This window comes from Pseudomonas sp. UW4 (genome assembly GCF_000316175.1).
Classification (GTDB): domain Bacteria; phylum Pseudomonadota; class Gammaproteobacteria; order Pseudomonadales; family Pseudomonadaceae; genus Aquipseudomonas; species Aquipseudomonas laurylsulfatiphila.
The window spans coordinates 4,675,289-4,692,348 of sequence record NC_019670.1 but is presented as its reverse complement, the minus strand read 5'-3'; the positions used below and the strand labels follow the sequence as shown (position 1 = coordinate 4,692,348).

18 protein-coding genes and 4 tRNA genes are annotated in these 17,060 nt (G+C 58.2%); 16 read left to right on the top strand and 6 right to left on the bottom strand.

From position 1 onward, the window contains the following. Positions 1 to 104: 104 nt before the first annotated feature. Complete coding sequence (locus PPUTUW4_RS20710) at positions 105 to 863, bottom strand: hypothetical protein (RefSeq protein WP_041474938.1); 759 nt, start codon at positions 861 to 863, stop codon at positions 105 to 107. 383 nt (positions 864 to 1,246) lie between these two features. Between PPUTUW4_RS20710 and PPUTUW4_RS20705 the strand changes: the two genes are divergently transcribed. From PPUTUW4_RS20705 to PPUTUW4_RS20690, 4 genes are all read left to right on the top strand, one after another. Next, positions 1,247 to 1,322, top strand: a tRNA-Glu gene (locus PPUTUW4_RS20705). 2 nt (positions 1,323 to 1,324) lie between these two features. Beyond that, positions 1,325 to 1,400, top strand: a tRNA-Gly gene (locus PPUTUW4_RS20700). Positions 1,401 to 1,504: 104 nt separating this feature from the next. Then, a tRNA-Glu gene (locus tag PPUTUW4_RS20695) sits at positions 1,505 to 1,580 on the top strand. 3 nt (positions 1,581 to 1,583) lie between these two features. Continuing rightward, positions 1,584 to 1,659: transfer RNA gene (locus PPUTUW4_RS20690), tRNA-Gly, on the top strand. Between the two features lie 58 nt (positions 1,660 to 1,717). Here the strand turns inward: PPUTUW4_RS20690 and PPUTUW4_RS20685 are convergent. After that, a complete protein-coding gene (locus PPUTUW4_RS20685; RefSeq protein ID WP_015096421.1) occupies positions 1,718 to 2,587 on the bottom strand; it encodes a DNA-binding response regulator in 870 nt (289 codons plus the stop codon). On the opposite strand from PPUTUW4_RS20685, the gene PPUTUW4_RS29990 reads away from it, so the two are divergent. The 12 genes from PPUTUW4_RS29990 to PPUTUW4_RS20630 all read left to right on the top strand — a co-directional run bounded on the left by PPUTUW4_RS29990 (position 2,534) and on the right by PPUTUW4_RS20630 (position 13,108). Beyond that, a complete protein-coding gene (locus tag PPUTUW4_RS29990; RefSeq protein WP_162139250.1) occupies positions 2,534 to 2,683 on the top strand; it encodes a hypothetical protein in 150 nt (49 codons plus the stop codon). The genes PPUTUW4_RS20685 and PPUTUW4_RS29990 overlap by 54 nt on opposite strands. 310 nt (positions 2,684 to 2,993) lie before the next feature. Next, positions 2,994 to 3,185: a Flp family type IVb pilin gene (locus PPUTUW4_RS20680; RefSeq protein ID WP_041474937.1), complete on the top strand. Its 192-nt coding sequence runs from the start codon at positions 2,994 to 2,996 to the stop codon at positions 3,183 to 3,185. Positions 3,186 to 3,381: 196 nt separating this feature from the next. Beyond that, on the top strand, positions 3,382 to 3,909 hold the full coding sequence (locus tag PPUTUW4_RS20675) for a prepilin peptidase (protein WP_015096419.1): 528 nt from the start codon (positions 3,382 to 3,384) through the stop codon (positions 3,907 to 3,909). A 2-nt stretch (positions 3,910 to 3,911) separates the two neighbouring features. After that, on the top strand, positions 3,912 to 5,240 hold the full coding sequence (locus PPUTUW4_RS20670) for an ATPase AAA (RefSeq protein WP_015096418.1): 1,329 nt from the start codon (positions 3,912 to 3,914) through the stop codon (positions 5,238 to 5,240). 15 nt (positions 5,241 to 5,255) lie between these two features. Beyond that, positions 5,256 to 6,071, top strand: a complete 816-nt coding sequence (gene cpaB, locus PPUTUW4_RS20665; RefSeq protein WP_015096417.1) for a Flp pilus assembly protein CpaB — start codon at positions 5,256 to 5,258, stop codon at positions 6,069 to 6,071. A gap of 75 nt (positions 6,072 to 6,146) precedes the next feature. Then, positions 6,147 to 7,490 carry a pilus assembly protein TadG-related protein gene (locus tag PPUTUW4_RS20660; RefSeq protein WP_015096416.1) on the top strand — a complete coding sequence of 448 codons (1,344 nt, stop codon included), beginning with the start codon at positions 6,147 to 6,149 and terminating at the stop codon, positions 7,488 to 7,490. A 9-nt stretch (positions 7,491 to 7,499) separates the two neighbouring features. Continuing rightward, a complete protein-coding gene (locus tag PPUTUW4_RS20655; RefSeq protein ID WP_015096415.1) occupies positions 7,500 to 7,979 on the top strand; it encodes a TadE/TadG family type IV pilus assembly protein in 480 nt (159 codons plus the stop codon). Then, complete coding sequence (locus PPUTUW4_RS20650; RefSeq protein ID WP_015096414.1) at positions 7,979 to 8,473, top strand: TadE/TadG family type IV pilus assembly protein; 495 nt, start codon at positions 7,979 to 7,981, stop codon at positions 8,471 to 8,473. Before PPUTUW4_RS20655 ends, PPUTUW4_RS20650 begins: the two co-directional genes overlap by 1 nt. Further along, the gene (locus PPUTUW4_RS20645) at positions 8,467 to 9,687 is read left to right on the top strand and encodes an AAA family ATPase (protein WP_015096413.1); all 1,221 of its coding nucleotides are present in this window, start codon (positions 8,467 to 8,469) and stop codon (positions 9,685 to 9,687) included. Before PPUTUW4_RS20650 ends, PPUTUW4_RS20645 begins: the two co-directional genes overlap by 7 nt. Before the next feature lie 3 nt (positions 9,688 to 9,690). Beyond that, entirely contained in the window at positions 9,691 to 11,133 is a 1,443-nt protein-coding gene (locus PPUTUW4_RS20640; protein ID WP_015096412.1) for a CpaF family protein, read from the top strand. Further along, positions 11,130 to 12,116, top strand: coding sequence for a type II secretion system F family protein (locus PPUTUW4_RS20635; RefSeq protein ID WP_015096411.1), 987 nt, complete (start codon positions 11,130 to 11,132; stop codon positions 12,114 to 12,116). Before PPUTUW4_RS20640 ends, PPUTUW4_RS20635 begins: the two co-directional genes overlap by 4 nt. A 29-nt stretch (positions 12,117 to 12,145) precedes the next feature. After that, positions 12,146 to 13,108 carry a type II secretion system F family protein gene (locus PPUTUW4_RS20630; RefSeq protein ID WP_015096410.1) on the top strand — a complete coding sequence of 321 codons (963 nt, stop codon included), beginning with the start codon at positions 12,146 to 12,148 and terminating at the stop codon, positions 13,106 to 13,108. A gap of 299 nt (positions 13,109 to 13,407) precedes the next feature. On the opposite strand, the gene PPUTUW4_RS20625 is transcribed toward PPUTUW4_RS20630, so the two are convergent. From PPUTUW4_RS20625 to PPUTUW4_RS20610, 4 genes are all read right to left on the bottom strand, one after another. Continuing rightward, the gene (locus PPUTUW4_RS20625; RefSeq protein WP_015096409.1) at positions 13,408 to 13,683 is read right to left on the bottom strand and encodes a DUF3613 domain-containing protein; all 276 of its coding nucleotides are present in this window, start codon (positions 13,681 to 13,683) and stop codon (positions 13,408 to 13,410) included. An 18-nt stretch (positions 13,684 to 13,701) separates the two neighbouring features. Then, positions 13,702 to 14,415: a tetratricopeptide repeat protein gene (locus tag PPUTUW4_RS20620; RefSeq protein WP_015096408.1), complete on the bottom strand. Its 714-nt coding sequence runs from the start codon at positions 14,413 to 14,415 to the stop codon at positions 13,702 to 13,704. A gap of 119 nt (positions 14,416 to 14,534) precedes the next feature. Beyond that, the gene (locus PPUTUW4_RS20615; protein ID WP_015096407.1) at positions 14,535 to 15,758 is read right to left on the bottom strand and encodes a type II and III secretion system protein family protein; all 1,224 of its coding nucleotides are present in this window, start codon (positions 15,756 to 15,758) and stop codon (positions 14,535 to 14,537) included. Between the two features lie 648 nt (positions 15,759 to 16,406). Further along, a complete protein-coding gene (locus PPUTUW4_RS20610) occupies positions 16,407 to 17,033 on the bottom strand; it encodes a hypothetical protein (RefSeq protein WP_015096405.1) in 627 nt (208 codons plus the stop codon). Positions 17,034 to 17,060: the final 27 nt, after the last annotated feature.

Below are 17,060 nucleotides of genomic sequence, written 5' to 3'. Positions count from 1 at the left end.
CGTTGACTGGTTGAGCGCGGTGTTCTGGAGTCCATCGCGAGCAAGCTCGCTCCTACAGAAGAACAAAAAAAGCCACCTTGCGGTGGCTTTTCTGTTTTCGCTGATCAGTCGTAGATCACTTTCTTTTTCCAGTCCGCGTCAGCTTCGACGTCTTTGAGGCCTTCGGTCAATTGGTTGACCTCGCCTTCGACCGGCGCAATGCGATCCATGACCTGGTCATTGGCGCGGGCCAGGAGTTTTTCCAGGTATTCCAGTTGCTCGGCGTAGACCTGTGGTTCCTGTTGCTTGCGCAGGTATTGCACGCCGCGCTCGAATGCCAGGCGAGCCTGCCCGGGCTGGTTCTGTTGTAGAGAGTGCTGGCCGAGGTTGTTGAAGAACTCGATGTGCAGCAGCACCAGGATATGGCGCACTTCACGAATCCAGCGCTTGGCTTCGCTGGGGGGCAGGAAGCCGTCTTGTGCCGCGCGGGTGATTTGCCCGTGCAGGGCTTCGAGCAGGAAACGTACATCCTTGGCCTTGGCTTCGGTCTGGATTGGTGCCGGCGGATTGTTGACCGGGATCGATTCACCTTGGCCGACAAGGGCTTCCAGTTCGGCGATCCGTGCCTTGAGGTTGGCACTGGATTTTTCCAGGTTGAGCAGGCGCTGGCAGACGTTCAGTTCCAGGCGGGTCAACAGCAGTTTGAGTGCAGGGGTCATCAACTGGCCGGGGAAAGTCTCGGTGATTTCGCCGCAGCGTCGCAGGCGATCGTTGAGTTCAATCTTGGTACGGGCTTTTTCCAGTTTGCTGTTTTCCACCACATGGTTCATGTAGCCAATGGCGATCAACAGTGCGATCCCGGCTACAACTAGCAGGGTGATCATGAGTGGCGTCACCGGTAAGACCTCTTTTTAGGGTACGCATGCGAGTCTGGTGGCTTGGCATTTGAGCGCCTGGGCCCGCATGAAGGGTTGGATCGGACATGCCTGCGCTTATATCGGCCGCAGCCTCGCTTCTATAAATGGTGGCACGCGATATACAGATTGCCATCACTGGAGGACTATAACGCCTTGGCGGGTGCCAGAATATAGGCGTCAAACACCGGGCAGCGGAAAATCCGCAAAGGCGTCCAAAAGCAGGGGGAAGTCATTGATTTAAATAAATTTATATCAGGGGGTTGACGACCTCTCAATCCATCCATAGAATGCGCGCCACTTGCAGCGTAAAGCACACAGCGAAACGAAGCAGGGAGTGAATGTTGTAGTGTGTCCCCTTCGTCTAGTGGCCTAGGACACCGCCCTTTCACGGCGGTAACAGGGGTTCGAGTCCCCTAGGGGACGCCAATGCGGGAATAGCTCAGTTGGTAGAGCACGACCTTGCCAAGGTCGGGGTCGCGAGTTCGAGTCTCGTTTCCCGCTCCAATTTTAAACAGCGTTGCTTTCGGGCAGGGCTGAGTGAAACCAGAACCAAGTCTTCGGATGCGGATCTGGGCACCGAAACACACACCATGTGTTCCGGGCAGCGTGTCCCCTTCGTCTAGTGGCCTAGGACACCGCCCTTTCACGGCGGTAACAGGGGTTCGAGTCCCCTAGGGGACGCCATTTGCGGGAATAGCTCAGTTGGTAGAGCACGACCTTGCCAAGGTCGGGGTCGCGAGTTCGAGTCTCGTTTCCCGCTCCATATTTAACGAAAACGCCGCTCATTGAGCGGCGTTTTTGTTTGCGCGTGAAAAACCGGATCAACCGCTGAGGCTCTGTACCAGGCTTTCGAGCGCTTCAGTGGTTTTCTCATCCTGCACCTGTTGCGCAACTGCGGCCGCTTTGAGTTGGCGTGTCAGGCGGTATTCGCTGGGTGTGCAGTTTGCGAACTGTTTGAAGGCACGGGCGAAGTAGGAAGGATCCTTGAAACCGGCCTCATAGCCGATGCTGGTAATCGGCATCTGGCTGTTGTCGAGCAGATCTTTGGCGAAGTTCATGCGCTTGTCCAGGATGTAATCCGTGAAGCCAAGCCCATTGGCTTCCTTGAACAGGCGGCTGAAGCGAAATGTTGTCATGCCGCAACGCTGCGCCAATTCCCTCTGATCGATGCTGTCTCGAAAGTGCTGTTCGATGTACAGCATGACATTGCTCAGCGCCTGGTGTTTTTGGTGTCCTGAGGTCCGCCGGATGCTGTCCGGCAGGGTCGGAGAGTGGTCGATTTGCGATGACTTGCCCTGGCCGTTGGCATTTCGGCGCAGCTCGCAGAGCTGCACCACCGCCGTCAGGTAGCGCTTCTTCTCGGTGGTCGAGAGCGGGAGCACCATGTATTCCCAGACGCTGGAGCGCATGGCCCATACAGCCAGTTCCTCCGAGTGCTGCACGGTGAACATGGTGATCGGGATGCTGGGGGTGGTGCGCTTGATCTCCAGCAATAGCTTCAAACCCGGAGTGTCAGGGCGATCAAAATGGACGCAGATCATGTCTGCCTGTTCCCTGACGGGCAACACGGAGTTTTTTGCCAGTTTGCAGTCGCAGGCGTCCTCGAACTGCGTGACGAGTTCTTTCGTGGACCGATCATGAGTCAGATCGAACCACAGGAGCGATGGCCTTTTGGTCAAATTGGACGTCATGTCTCTACTCTTGAGGTTCTGGTGACTCTCTTTGCCAGTATTACCAATGTGCCATCAATTTGCAGATTAAATCCTGATATAAAAGATGATTTTTAGTTCTATTCGCTCTATGGGTTATCTGGAAGGCAGCTCCGGGCGATTATTTGCTCGGGTGTCTTCGGAAAAACCGGGCTTAACCGCCTGTCGCTTGTGAATCAATGGCAATTGCCTTTGCGTTTCAATACCTTGTTTACCCCCTCCGTTACTTCTGTAAAGGCCAAAGCTGCATATTTGGCCACCCCGCAAAAAAGTCCTAGCGATGCGCAAAATCTTCCTAACGCCTTTGCCTTGCCCCTGACTAGTGTTGCATCAGGCAGCGCAGAAAGTACTGCCTCAGAAAAAACAACATTCGAGTGAGGTGGGCAAAATGATCATGCAAACAATCAAGGCTTCGGTAGTGAAGTTCATCAAAGACGAAGATGGTCTGACCGTTGTGGAGTACGCGGTAGCCGGCGGGTTGGTTACTGCGCTTGTCGTCACAATCTTCACGAACCTTGGAGTAGCAGTTCAAACCAAAATGCAGACACTGTGCACCGCGATCAGAGGAAGCGCTTGCTGAAAACTCCCGCTGGGGGACGCGTCGATGTACATGGGACAGCCGGTTGCCGCTATTTCTGATAGGGCGCCGGTCCCCTACTTAATGGACTTCGCGTTGTTCCTGTCAATTTGCGTAGGGAACGCAAATCACTGCGCTGTTCAAGGCCGCCAACAGCAATGTTGGGTGCTAACGATTAATACCCGCAGGGAGACATGCCATGTCCACGGAACTGGTATCGATGGTTTTACTGATAGGACTTTTGGGCGTGGCGGTGGTGAGCGATCTGCTTCGCCACCGTATTCCCAACATGCTCGTCCTGGTGGGTCTTGCCTTGGGATTGATCGGCCAAATGTATTCAGGTGGTGTCAGCGGATTAGGTGACAGCCTGCTGGGCATCCTGATCTGTTTTGCGCTGTTTCTGCCGATGTACGCCTTCGGTGGCATGGCTGCCGGTGACGTCAAGTTGATGGCCATGGTCGGCAGTTTTCTACCGTTCCAGTTCGCGTTGGGGGCTGCAATGTTCAGCCTGATAGCCGGCGGCGTATGCGGTTTGTTGATCGTGCTGGTTCGCGGTCAATTGCGTCAGACTCTGGGGCGCTATTGGCTGATTCTTAGGGCGCAGGCTTATCTGGCGCCAACTTCAGATGAAGTAGCCGGCAAGCCTTTCCCATATTCGATTGCAATATTGATCGGCACTTTGAGCAGCATCTACTGGCAACTCGTTGTCGTTGGATTCGGAGGTTAGACATGCACGTCATCGTCGATAGTGATGCCTACCCCAGCGATCGGGGTGCGGTGCAACGGCTGGCTCCTCAACCTTGCACTATCCGTGAAACCGGTCTGACCGACAGTTTTCTCGGCGAGTTGGTGTGCAAACATTTGTTTGATGCTGGCGTGCTGGACATGACGCGGCTGGTGGAGCGCCTGGCGCTGACCGGCGCGGTACTTGAAGAGGTCCTGGCGTTTCTGCGCAAGGATGGCCGTGTCGAAGTGCTGGGTCAGGCGAGTCAAACGGGCGGACAGATGCTGCGCTACGGCCTGACCGAACGTGGTCGCAGTGCAGCCCGCGATGCCCTTTCGCGCAGTGGTTACATCGGTGCGGCACCCTTCCCGGTGAGTACCTACCGCTCCCTGATCAAGCTACAGACCATTCACCATGGTCGCATCAACGCCAACGATATGCGCAATGCCCTGGCTGGCGTTGTGCTCACGGAGGAGATGCTCGATCAGTTGGGTGTGGCGATGAACTCCGGGCGCGCGATCATGATCTATGGCCCCGCCGGTACCGGCAAGACTTATGTCAGCAGTCGACTGATCCGTCTGTTTGCCGAGGCCATCTGGGTCCCTCATGCCATCGTCATCAACGAGTCGGTGATCGAGATTTATGACCCGCAGGTGCATCAGCGGCTCGATGACAACGTTCAGCAGAACAGTCTGATGCTCAACGAAGGGATCGACCGTCGTCTGCTGTGCTGCAAACGCCCGATCGTCATCACGGGCGGAGAGTTGAGCATGGAACAGCTGGACGTTCGCTATGACCCCTTTACCCGTCAATACCAGGCCGCCTTGCAGCTCAAGGCCAGCAATGGCCTGTTCATCATCGACGACATGGGGCGTCAGCGCATGGCCCCCGCCGAACTGTTGAATCGCTGGATCGTCCCGATGGAAGAGAAGCGTGACTTTCTCAACCTGGGCGGCGGTCGGCATTGTGAGCTGCCGTTCGATCTGATTCTGGTGTTTTCCACCAACCTCAATCCCCTGGAACTGGCTGATGAGGCCTTCCTTCGCCGGATTGGCTACAAGGTGCAGTTCGGTTACCTGAAGCCCGAGCAGTACGAAAAGATCTGGCGTCAGGAAAGCGAGCGTCTGGGCATTTCCTATGACCCGCTGTTGGTGCGTTATGTACTGCAAAGGCTTTATGCAAGTGAAGGCATGCCCCTGGTGCCTTGCCATCCCCGCGATCTCCTGAACATGGCACTCGATCGCCAGCGTTATATAGGCGGTTCCGGACCACTGTCACCGAAAGAGTTGGAATGGGCCTGGCACAACTACTTCGTCCAGCTCGACTTTCTTTGATGCGGAGATACTGACATGAGCTCTCGTACGCTAACCCTGATAGGCGTTTCCCTGGCCATGGGCCTTGGGGCTGCATGGATGGCCGACTCCTGGCTGAGCGCGCGGCTCAATGCCAGCCCGGATGACCACCTTCGAAGCGTGGTGGTCGCCACGGTGGAGATTCCATTCGGGCAGATGGTCGAGGCCCAGCAGGTCACGACCGTACGCATGCCCATGGATACGATCCCGGACGATGCCTTCGATGCCAGCGAAAAAGCCGTGGGCAAGATCGCAACCTTCGACATTCTGCGGGGCGACATCGTGCGTGGTGCACGTCTGAGCGAGCACCTGGGTGGCAGCACCCTGGCCTCTTTGATTGCGCCTGACAAACGCGCCATATCGGTGCGGGTGGACGATGTGGTCGGCGTGGGTGGATTCCTGTTGCCGGGTAACCGTGTCGATGTACTGGCAACCAAAACCACCAATGCTGGCAGTAACAGCGCCATGTCCAGGACCATTCTCGAGAACTTGCGGGTGTTGGCGGTGGATCAGACTGCAGGTACCGACAAGACGCAACCGGTAGTGGTGCGAGCAGTGACCCTGGAGATGTCGACCGCTGAAGCGGAAGCCCTGGTCACGGCGCAGACGGAAGGCAAGTTGCAACTGGCGCTGCGTAACCCGCTGAACCTCGAGAAGAAAGCAGCGAGCGTTGCGCCTGCCACGCCTGTTGCCCCGGCCATGGCTGTGGCCACCGCCGAGGCGCCAAAACGTGTGGTACCGCGCAGCAGTGGCGAGGGTGGGGGTATCACTGTTATCCGCGGGACCGAAGCCAAAGTAGTCAACATCCGCTGACAGGGCACAACCGGTATCCGGGCACCAGGGTATTGGCGGAGCCGATCCAGACCAGTATCGGCAATCGAGGGCTTGATGATGAATCTTAATATTCAGCGGCCGTTAACTTCGACGCCAAGGCGCCAGGAAGGATCGGTGAGTGCATTGATGGTGATCGCGTTGGCGGCGATGGCCATGATGGCGGCGTTGGCTCTGGACGGCGGGCATCTGATGCTGAACAAAACGCGGTTGCAGAATGCGGTGGACGCCGCCGCCCTCAGTGGCGCCAAAACCCTGAGTCAGGTAGAGGGTGGTGCCAATAGTGCTAGCACGACGCGTACCGCCGCCCTCAATACGTTGGTACAGAATGCCAATGCCACGGGCAACAATGAATTGGCCACGGCGGTCGGCGGCAATGCAGGTGCATTTGCAGTGGTGGAACTGGCAAGCAGCGTCTACGGCCCGTTCTCCTACCCTGGGCCGGCGAATGCCAAGTACGTTCGGGTATCGGTATCGAGCTATAACCTGACGGGATTTTTCTGGAACTTCGCCCAGGCATTCGGCTCTGGTGGCTTGGGAACCAAAGCGGTGGCGGCGATCGCCACCGCTGGGCCCAGCCCTACCAGCCCTTGCGATCTGGCACCTTTGATGGTTTGTGGCGACCCGACTCAATACAACCCGAGCGCTGGCATGTTCTGGGGCTTCCAGTTTGGTGATTTGCAGGTATTGAAGACGGCTGCCGGCAATTCCTCGCCCATTGGTCCTGGCAACTTTCAGTTGCTCGATTTTGGCTCGGGTGGCAGTGCGGTCCGGGAGGATCTGGCCGGTGGTGGCAAGGTCTGTCGCAATGTGGGGCAAAGTGTTCAGACCTCCCCTGGCAATATGGTCGGCCCTGCGTCTCAAGGCCTGAATACGCGCTTCGGCATCTACAACGGTCCGGTCAGTGCCTCGGACTATCCGCCAGACCTGGTGACCACGTCCAGCAACCCCGCGATTACTTACGACGACTCAGTCAATCCCCCCCAAGTGAAGTACCAGGGGCAAACCGTCACCTCGAACAATGGCAATCTCACGGCGGGCACCAACGCGATATTTGACTACAACGACTGGCGTGGGAGTGTTGCCGCGTGTGTGGCAGGGGGCAGTGGCTGTGAGAGCAATGGGGTGTTCGAGCGCCGGATGCTGAAAATCGTGGTGGGCGACTGCTCCGGGAAAAATAACGGTGCAACCTCGATCCCTGTCCTCGGTTTTGGCTGCTATTTCGTGGTGCAGCCAATGGATGGCGGTGGCGGGGACGCGCAGATCTTCGGCCAGTTCGTGAAGGAGTGCGAAGGCGACAACGTGGCCGGCCCCTCGCCGTCAACCGATTCCGGCCCGCAGATCATTCAGCTCTACAAAACCTATCTCAACGGCAGCGGTACTCCGAGCACTGACTCGTAGGGGGGCGTCATGAGACTTCATGGGTTTAAACATCCGCAGCGCCAGCAAGGCCTCGCCATGGTGGAGTTCACCCTCGTCCTGCCGGTGTTGCTGCTGATGTTGCTGGCATTCGGTGAGTTCGGCCGCATGCTCTATCAGTACAACCTGCTACTGCAGGCCAGTCGCGATGCCGACCGTTTCGTCGCCAGTCAGGCCTGGGACTCGACGCTGGGTACTGTCGCTCTTAGCGATACGCTACTGACCCAGACGAAAAACGTTGCGGTGTATGGCGTACCAGCCAATACCGGGACCGCTGTGGTGTCAGGGTTGACGACTGGCAACGTGGTCGTTGCCGCAGTGGGCACCGACCATGTGCGGGTCACCATCACTTACACGTTCTGCCCGGTGATTGGCGCTGGCAATTGCGCCGGATCGATTCCCGGTTTTTTTGGTAATCAGATTGCACTGGGCATTCCGCTGGTTGCCACTACCGTGATGAGGGCCCTGTGATGAATAGAAAACACATGCGCGGCACCTATACGGTGGAGTTCGCCATCGTTGGTCTGCTGGTGTTCACGCTGTTGTTCGGCGTAGTGGAAATGGGCCGCCTGTACTTTACGGTCAATGCGCTGGATGAAGCCGTGCGCCGTGGTACACGCCTGGCGGCGGTGTGCAATATCAGCGATCCAGTGGTGTTGCGGCGGGCAATATTCAACGCGGCGGGCGATGCAGGCAATAGCCAGCTGATTGGCAACCTGGCCACCACCAACCTGACGTTGACCTATCTGGACGCAAACGGTGCCCAGGTGGCCAACCCCGCTGACACTGTCAGCGCCAACGGTTTTCGTGCCATCCGCTATGTCCAGTTGAGTCTTCAAAACTTCGTTTTCAATCTGTTTATTCCCGGGTTCGGCGCGTCCATTACCTTGCCTGCATTCAGGGCAACGTTGCCACGTGAAAGCCTCGGGCGTCATTCCGATTCCGGGGAGATCACGCCATGCTGAATACCAAGGATACCCCGCTCTCCAGTTCGACCGGCAAAGCCGGGCTCAGGTTGCTGATCAGCAGCCGTGATGCCACGTCGTTGCGCGACCTGCAGAGCGTCTGCCAACGCATGCCCAGCCTGGAGGTGAGTACTCGGCTGGTGAGCAACGGGCATGTCGACCCGCTCTACGGTCTGGACCGGATGCCCGATCTGTTGCTATTGCGCGTTAGCCATCTGTGGCGCGAGGAGCTGGCGGCACTGTTGCAGCGCCCGGCCCATGAGCGTCCGCCGATGTTGGTGTGCGGACTGCTGAGCGAACAGGAAGGCATGCGTCTGGCGATGCAGGCCGGCGCCCGTGACGTGCTGCCCGAGCCCGTAGCCGAGACGGAACTGGTCGCCGCCTTGAATCGGCTGGTCATGGAGGTTCGGACCGGCAGCGGGACAGAAGGGAAATTGCTCGCCGTGATCAGCGCCAAGGGTGGATCGGGCGGCACCATGCTGGCTTGCAACCTGGCTCAGCAGCTGAGCATGAAGGGCGGCAGTACCCTGTTGCTGGATATGGACTTGCAATTTGGCAGCGTGACGCATTACCTGGATGTGGCGCAAACCCACAGCCATCTTGAGGTGTTGCATCAGATCGACGGCATGGACAGTGTTGCACTACGGGGTTTTTGCAGTCACTTCAGCCCGACCTTACATGTGCTGGGTGGCCGGGCCGGTGAGCTGTGTCTGCCGCAGGATGCCCAACCCGAGCAACTTGATACCTTGATGCAGTTGGCTCGTGCCAGCTATGACTGGGTAGTGATCGATCTGCCGCGGCAAATCGACCACCTCACCGGCTCCGTGCTGGAACAGGTCGATCGGGTGTACGTGGTGGTGCAGCAGAGCGTCAGCCATCTGCGGGATGCCAGCTCCCTGGTGCGGATTCTTCGCGAAGACCTGGGCGTGCGCGGGGATCAATTGCAGATCGTGGTCAACCGCTATGACAAGTCGGCAGCGGTCAGCCTCAAGGATATCGGCGAGGCGCTGCGCTGCACGAACCTGTCGAAATTACCCAACGACTTCAACCTGGTCAGCCAGAGTCAGAACACTGGCGTGCCGTTGGGTCTGCATGCGCCGAAGGCGGCGATTACCGTTGCCCTGCGCAACGTGGCCGATGACCTGCTGGGCAACCAGATGGCTGGAAAAAAAGGTGTATTCAAACGCGCCTTCAACCGTTTTTTCGGGGGGTGACCCATGATCAGCGACTTTCGTAACCGCTTGCGTAAACAGTCCGGTAAACCCGCCACATCGCAGGCTAACCTGCCGGGTGACGATCTGCTGGATCCGGCAGTGGAAGAAATGGCGTGGGAACGTGCAACGCCGGACGTTCTTTATGAAACCAGAAGTCAGGTCACCCCTGTGGAAGCCGAGTGGCGAGAAAAGATCTACCAGCAGTTGCTCAAGGTCATGGACCTGTCCTTGCTGGACTCCCTTGAGCAGGCAGAGGCCACGCGGCAGATTCGCGATATTTGCCAGCGCCTGCTCGATGAGCATTCGGCACCGGTGAGTACGTCCAGCCGCCAGTTGATCATCAAGCAGATCACCGACGAGGTGCTCGGACTTGGTCCTCTGGAGCCGTTGCTGGCCGATCACAGCGTGTCCGATATTCTGGTCAATGGCTTTGCCTCGGTCTATGTCGAGCGCTTCGGCAAACTGCAACGCACCGATGTGCGCTTTCGCGATGATCAGCATTTGCTGAACATCATCGACCGCATCGTCTCCAGCCTGGGGCGGCGTATCGACGAGTCCTCGCCCTTGGTGGACGCCCGGCTCAAGGACGGTTCGCGGGTCAACGCGATTATCCCGCCGCTGGCCATCGACGGCCCGAGCATGTCGATCCGGCGCTTTGCGGTGGACCTGCTCAATACCGATAGCCTGATCCAGGTGGGGACGTTGACCCCGGCCATTGCCTTGCTACTCAAGGCGATTGTCCGTGGGCGCTTGAACGTGCTGATTTCCGGCGGTACCGGCAGCGGCAAGACCACCATGCTCAATGTCCTGTCCAGTTTCATTCCGCAAAACGAGCGGATCGTCACCATCGAGGACTCGGCCGAACTGCAACTGCAACAGCCCCACGTGGTGCGCCTTGAAACCCGACCTTCGAACATCGAGGGGCGCGGCGAGGTGAGCCAGCGGGAGTTGGTGCGCAACAGCCTACGGATGCGTCCGGACCGCATCGTGATCGGCGAAGTGCGCGGCGCCGAGGCGCTGGACATGCTGACGGCGATGAACACCGGTCACGACGGTTCGCTGACCACGATCCACGCCAACACCGCGCGCGATGCGTTGGGGCGGATCGAGAACATGGTATCGATGACCGGGGCGACCTTCCCGATCAAGGCCATGCGTCAGCAGATCGCATCGGCCATCGATGTGGTGATCCAGCTGGAACGCCAGGAGGACGGCAAGCGCCGCCTGGTCAGTGTGCAGGAAATCAACGGCATGGAGGGCGAGATCATCACCATGACCGAAATATTCTCCTTCGCGCGCCATGGCATGGGCGAAAACGGCGAGGTACTCGGGGAATATCGACCCAGCGGCATGATCCCCGCTTTCCGCGATGTGCTGGCCAAGCGCGGCATCGAGTTGCCGCTTGCGATGTTCAGGCCTGAGTGGATGGAGGCACGGCAGTCATGAACAATATTCCTGGTGAATTCATTCTGATGTTCCTCGGCATGGTGTTTATCGCCGTCTTCCTCCTGTCCCAGAGCGTGGCTGTACCAGTGTTTGGCGAGGCCGGCAAGATGCGCAAGCGCATCCGCGGCCGCTTGCATGTACTGGAGAAAGCCAACAATCAGCCCAACATGCAGACAGTGTTGCGACAGAAATACCTGACACGTTTGTCGCCCCTGGAGGCCAGGCTTGAGCAGCTGCCCTTTATGGAAGCATTGACGCAAATGATTGAGCAGTCCGGGCACGAATACCGGGCTTATCGGGTATTGCTGCTCGGGCTGGTGTTGGGTGTTTGGGCGGGTTTCTTGATCTGGGTGGTCTCTCCCGTCTGGTGGATGGCGCTGATGGCGGGCTTCGTAGTTTTCTGGATACCCATACTGAAAATCTCTCGCGACCGTGGCAAGCGTTTCGCAGCGTTTGAGGAAGGCCTGCCGGATGCGCTGGATGCCATGTGCCGCGCTCTGCGCGCCGGGCACCCATTCAACGAAACCCTGCGTCTGGTGGCCGAGGAACACAAGGGGCCGGTCGCTCAGGAATTCGGCCTGACCTTCTCCGATATCAACTATGGCAACGATGTACGCCGGGCCATGCTCGGCCTGCTGGAGAGGATGCCAAGCATGACGGTGATGATGCTGGTGACCTCGATCCTCATTCATCGCGAGACCGGCGGCAATCTGACCGAGGTGCTGGAGCGTCTGAGTCGGCTGATTCGCGGGCGCTTTCGCTTTCAGCGCAAAGTCAAAACCCTGTCGGCGGAAGGGCGCATGTCGGCCTGGGTGCTGGTGGCTATTCCCTTCGTGCTGGCGATCTCGATCATACTCACCACCCCCAGTTACATGCCTGTGCTGATCAATGATCCCATCGGCCACAAGCTGATCATCGGGGCGTTCTGCGCCATGTTGATCGGGATTTTCTGGATACGCAAAATCATCCGGATTCAGGTTTAAGCGGTGTTCGCTACCGGGAGGTACAGATCATGGATTTTTTGCTCGGGTTGCTCAGTCGGGTCACGGGAAACGAGGAGATGGCACGCCTGTTGTTCCTTGGCGCTATCGGTTTGAGTACGGTGCTTGTGGTCGTCGCTGTGATCTTGCTGATGCAGGGTCTTCAGGACCCGGTGCAGCGTCGACTGGCGCTTATCAAGCGTGGTCATTTAGGCAACACGACCGGGCAGGACGCTCCAGGTAACCTGCAACTGTTGCTGGAGCGGGTCGGCCAGCGCTTTGCCTCGGCCGATCCGGCTCAGACGTCTGTCACCCAGACCCTGTTGATCCATGCGGGATACCGCTCCTCGTCGGCGGTACAGATGTACTGGGCAGTGCGCTTGATGTTGCCGCTGTTTTTGATCGGCGTTGCCTTGCTGCTGTTGCCGATGATTCCCAAGATTTCCCTGATCACGGGGTTGCTGTTGGTATTCGTGGTGGCCGCTATCGGATGGTTGGTGCCGGCGCTGTATGTCGCCAAGCGCAAGCAGTTGCGACAAGGTCGGCTGCGTGCTGCGTTTCCGGATGCACTGGATCTGATGGTGGTGTGCGTGGAGTCGGGCTTGGCCTTGCCCACGACCATCGAACGGGTGGCTGAGGAGATGTCGGTCAGTCAGGTCGAACTGGCTGAAGAACTAGCCTTGGTCAATGCGCAAATCCGCGCGGGCATATCCAGTACCGAGGCGCTCAAGCAACTGGCCGTACGCACGGGCCTGGATGATGTACAAGGTCTGGTCAGCCTGTTGGCACAGAGTATCCGTTTTGGTACCAGCGTGGCCGACACTTTGCGCATCTATGCAGATGAGTTCCGTGACCGGCGTACGCAGGCTGCCGAAGAGATGGGGGCGAAAATCAGTACCAAGCTGATATTTCCACTGATTTTTTGCCTGTGGCCGAGCTTCTTTCTGGTCGCTATCGGCCCGGCCATGATCGGGGTACTCAGAGCATTCGGGTGAGGTTAAACGGCCTGAGGCTGTCGAGCACGATGGCCACGCCACCCGAGCCTGATCTGCACTTAATCTACACATCTCCCGTAGGAGCTGCCGCAGGCTGCGATCTTTTGATTTTTCTGGCAGACAATTTGTTGCCTAGGCCTTTAATTCAAAAGATCGCAGCCTGCGGCAGCTTCGGGGGTAATTCGGTAAGGATTGGATAATGCGTAGATACCACTGCTTTCCTGCACACGACATAAAGCCCGGCTTTGCAGCCAGGCCACTCTGAACGAAGCCAGAAACTGATCACCCATCGACATGCCTCAGTTGTCGCCGCCGATGGTCATTTGTCCCGCTGCATCCTGGTCATAAAATTCCGGAATCGGGAAGTTGAAGCTATTCAGCCAGCGCTGCATGGCCAGGTCACGTTCGGTGGCCGAAGCGGTTTGCAGGTGAGGGGAGGCAACCACACCGCGAATCTGCAGCTGCAACCACTGCTCGGTGCCTTGTTGATACGGCGAAGAAGGGCCCGGTTCAATGGCCCAGGCAGTGGTGGACAGGCAAGCCATGCACCCGATCAACAGCCTTTTGGTCTTCATCTCGACTCCTCGTACGTTCTACTTGTTCGCACTGGAAGAGGCATCAGCTACCTCAGTCTTGCGATTCCCATCGGTAGCCACCACTTTTTTGGTGGAGGCCTTGAGTTTTTCCGCGCGGGTTTGAGCCTCTACGACTTGCTTGGGGCTCAAGTCGGCGCGGGTCACGAGTTCGGCGGCCGCCTTCCAGTTATCCTGATAGATCAGCAACGTCACCATATTGAGTGCCGCCAGTGTGTTCGCCTGCTTGAGCTCCATGGCGGTCATGAACTCAAAGCGTGCTTCAGGGATCCGTCGCTGATTGAGGTAGACGACCCCCAGGTCATTGCGCATTCTGTCGTCGGTGGGGGCCATCTTCACCGCACGCTCAAGGTGAGTGGCAGCGCTGGCGTTATCATTTCTGGCAGCGGCCAACTGGCCCAGGCCATGTTCCCCTTCAGCCGCCAGACAGGTGCCAAGCAAGCTTTCGTACAAAGGCTGCGCGTCGCCGCTACGCCCCATCAAGCGCAGTACTCGGGCCTTGCGCAGGCGAACCTGGACCAGGTTGTCGGGCAATCCTTCCAGATTCGCCAGGCTGGCATATAAACGGCCTTCTTCGGCCATGTTGTCGGCCAGGTTCAGGGACAGTTCTTGCTCCGAACCGGGCTTGGCACAGCTGGCCGGTCGCGAAGACAGGCCATTGCTGGCACAACCTGCGAGCATTAATGTCGCCGTTATTGCAATGATTGCTTTCATCGAAGGTCCTCTTGCGACAACCCGTTGAACGCCTGGCCAATGGCAGTACAGCCGGCCCGGCAAGCGTTCAAAGTCACCGTTACGAGTGAGTGCGAGGTCAGTCCGGTTCAGGCTTCGGTTCATTGCGAGAGCCCGCTGAGACTGTCGAAGTCGCCATTCTCCAGGAAGAACATGCGGTAGAAGTTCGGGTCGTAATTGCGCAGCTGCTCGCCAGGCAATGACGGCAGTTGTGCATTGGCAGCCAGTGGCTGGACCAGATGCGGAGTGACGATCATCAGCAGCTCGCGCTCTTCACGGTTGATGGTGTTGTCGCGGAAAAACGCGCCCAGAACCGGGATATCGCCCAGCCCCGGAAACTTGTTCACCTGGGAATCGTTGTGGGAGCTGATCAGGCCGCTGATGACGAAGCTTTCGCCGTCGGCCAGGGAGATGCTGGTATCGGTGCGGCGCACGGTCAGGGCCGGGACTACCGTGCCGGCGATGCTCACGGCGTTGGTGAAGTCCAGCTCACTGACTTCCGGCGCCACCTTCAGCGCGATACGGTTTTTCCCGACTATGGTCGGCGTCAGGGTCAAGCGGATACCGAACTCCTTGTACTCGATGAAAATGTTATCGCTGCCTGAACTGGGCACCGGAATCGGAATCTCACCGCCGGCCAGGAAGCTCGCACTCTGCCCGCTGAGCGCTACCAGGCTTGGCCGCGCCAGGGTGTAGGCGAAACCGCTGCCCTCCAGCGCGTTGAGCGCCACCAGGGTACTGCCGGTAGCAAACGTGAGGTTGAACTGGTCGTTTCTCACCGGTATCGACGGCGTGACAATGCCGCCAATGCTGGGCAAGGTTCTCGGCGCGCCGAACAGCCAGTTGCCGCGGACGCCGAAAATCGAGGCGGAGGCTTCCTTGAGTTTGGTCCGGCTGACTTCAACGAAGCGGATATCGGTCTGCACCTGGCTCGGCAGCAGCGGGTCGTCGGAAGGCACCGACGGCACGCTGGTCAGCGCCGACGTGGCCCTGCCCTTGACGAACACCATGGCTTGGCGTGGCGTTTTCGAACAGGCGGTCCAGACCATCAGGCTGGTGGTCCCCGGCGCAATGCCCGTGAGTATGAACGCGTTGCTGCCGCTGGGTTGCACGTCGGCAACTTTCGGATCACCCACCGCCAGCTGCGTTACCGGAACGGGGCTGCGCAGTTCATTCTGCAGTCCCTGACCGACCTCGTACGTTGTTGGCCAATTGTCCAGTTGCGGACAATTGGCCGGCGCGGCCTGGGCCGCATCCACGCTGAGGCCCATCCAGAGCAGGCCATGGAAAATTCGCTTGAAAGCGGGCACGGGACGAAGGCTCATCAAGTACATCCTCACTGAATAGGCCAATCTTGGACAGACTGCGCTGTCTCGGATCACTTCACGGGGATCGGGCTATCCCCCCAATGCGCCAGACCACTTATCCATGGCCTTGGCGTTATTCCTTGCGTGCTACACACGAGCGGGCGCAATTCGCTGATCTGGCTGGATAGCGAACGACCTCTGCTGAAACGGTTTTCAATGATCCGGTGACCCGGATTGCCGGCAAGAGCGATACTTGCGGCCATGGACTGCGCTGTCCGCTGTCCTGGTTTCCCCTGAAAGTATTCGGCAATGCAGGTACAGAGCCGGAAAACGCCTGTCAGGATCATGGTGAGGTAACTCCTTTTGCCAATCCGCTATCTGATCACTGAAGCTAACGTGGAAATTCGAGCCGTTATGACTTCTTGTTGTTTGACGTTAGTTCAATCAAGCCAAAGTGCCATGACTTAAAGGAAAACTATTGGTGCAAAGACTGGAACAGGCGGTCGGGCAGGGTCGTAGCGCAGTGCGGTTGCCGGATGTTGACGGGTTGTACTTAAGCAAAAAAAGGCCCGCCAGTCTGACTGGGCGGGCTTTTTGCGTTACGGGCAATGCTTGCATCGATAAAATCAGGCGTCTTTCACGAACGCCCCCACGAACACCCAGTGCTCAGTCCACGTGATAGTGGACCGACAGCGTGCCTTTTTTCTGCGAAAGGGAGGCGATGGTGACCGCACCCAAATCCTTCAAACTGCGTACATGGGTACCGCCACAACCGTAGGCGGGCAGTTCACCGAAACCGATTTCCCGGGCGCCTTCGCGCAGTGAGGTCAGGCGCGGCAGGTCGTGGTCGATCCACTGCCCGATGCCATGCTCAATGACCTGGGCCTCGACGTCTTGCGCGCAATTGCCCGGCTTGAATTGCACACGGCCTTCACCAGGCCAGTGATGCGCCTTGATCGGCATCCAGCCCATGGTTTGTACAAAGTGGCCGATCAAATGGCCAGCCGAATGCATGCGCGTGTTGAACATTCGGCGTTGTTCGTCGACGCGGATTGGCGTCATCCCGGTTTTTACCGGCTGGTCGACAAAATGAATGATCCGCTCGGGATCCTGAACCACGCGCAGCACCTGGCTTTCGCCGATCCAGCCAGTGTCGCAAGGCTGTCCACCGCCCTGGGGGTGGAACAGGGTCGCGCGCAAGACCACGGCAAACTCGTTTTCGTGGGGGGTGCATTCCAGGACTTCCACGTTGGCCTTGAGCTCATCACTATGGAAAAAAAGGCGCAGCGTCATATTCCAGGCTCGTATTGGGAATCAGTT

What these genes read in the sequence shown, in the direction of transcription:
- PPUTUW4_RS20710 (WP_041474938.1), bottom strand. Translation starts at nt 863, where the DNA reads ATGATCACCCTGCTAGTTGTAGCCGGGATCGCACTGTTGATCGCCATT.
- PPUTUW4_RS29990 (WP_162139250.1), top strand. Translation starts at nt 2,534, where the DNA reads ATGAGTCAGATCGAACCACAGGAGCGATGGCCTTTTGGTCAAATTGGA.
- PPUTUW4_RS20685 (WP_015096421.1), bottom strand. Translation starts at nt 2,587, where the DNA reads ATGACGTCCAATTTGACCAAAAGGCCATCGCTCCTGTGGTTCGATCTG.
- PPUTUW4_RS20680 (WP_041474937.1), top strand. Translation starts at nt 2,994, where the DNA reads ATGATCATGCAAACAATCAAGGCTTCGGTAGTGAAGTTCATCAAAGAC.
- PPUTUW4_RS20675 (WP_015096419.1), top strand. Translation starts at nt 3,382, where the DNA reads ATGTCCACGGAACTGGTATCGATGGTTTTACTGATAGGACTTTTGGGC.
- PPUTUW4_RS20670 (WP_015096418.1), top strand. Translation starts at nt 3,912, where the DNA reads ATGCACGTCATCGTCGATAGTGATGCCTACCCCAGCGATCGGGGTGCG.
- cpaB (WP_015096417.1), top strand. Translation starts at nt 5,256, where the DNA reads ATGAGCTCTCGTACGCTAACCCTGATAGGCGTTTCCCTGGCCATGGGC.
- PPUTUW4_RS20660 (WP_015096416.1), top strand. Translation starts at nt 6,147, where the DNA reads ATGATGAATCTTAATATTCAGCGGCCGTTAACTTCGACGCCAAGGCGC.
- PPUTUW4_RS20655 (WP_015096415.1), top strand. Translation starts at nt 7,500, where the DNA reads ATGAGACTTCATGGGTTTAAACATCCGCAGCGCCAGCAAGGCCTCGCC.
- PPUTUW4_RS20650 (WP_015096414.1), top strand. Translation starts at nt 7,979, where the DNA reads ATGAATAGAAAACACATGCGCGGCACCTATACGGTGGAGTTCGCCATC.
- PPUTUW4_RS20645 (WP_015096413.1), top strand. Translation starts at nt 8,467, where the DNA reads ATGCTGAATACCAAGGATACCCCGCTCTCCAGTTCGACCGGCAAAGCC.
- PPUTUW4_RS20640 (WP_015096412.1), top strand. Translation starts at nt 9,691, where the DNA reads ATGATCAGCGACTTTCGTAACCGCTTGCGTAAACAGTCCGGTAAACCC.
- PPUTUW4_RS20635 (WP_015096411.1), top strand. Translation starts at nt 11,130, where the DNA reads ATGAACAATATTCCTGGTGAATTCATTCTGATGTTCCTCGGCATGGTG.
- PPUTUW4_RS20630 (WP_015096410.1), top strand. Translation starts at nt 12,146, where the DNA reads ATGGATTTTTTGCTCGGGTTGCTCAGTCGGGTCACGGGAAACGAGGAG.
- PPUTUW4_RS20625 (WP_015096409.1), bottom strand. Translation starts at nt 13,683, where the DNA reads ATGAAGACCAAAAGGCTGTTGATCGGGTGCATGGCTTGCCTGTCCACC.
- PPUTUW4_RS20620 (WP_015096408.1), bottom strand. Translation starts at nt 14,415, where the DNA reads ATGAAAGCAATCATTGCAATAACGGCGACATTAATGCTCGCAGGTTGT.
- PPUTUW4_RS20615 (WP_015096407.1), bottom strand. Translation starts at nt 15,758, where the DNA reads ATGAGCCTTCGTCCCGTGCCCGCTTTCAAGCGAATTTTCCATGGCCTG.
- PPUTUW4_RS20610 (WP_015096405.1), bottom strand. Translation starts at nt 17,033, where the DNA reads ATGACGCTGCGCCTTTTTTTCCATAGTGATGAGCTCAAGGCCAACGTG.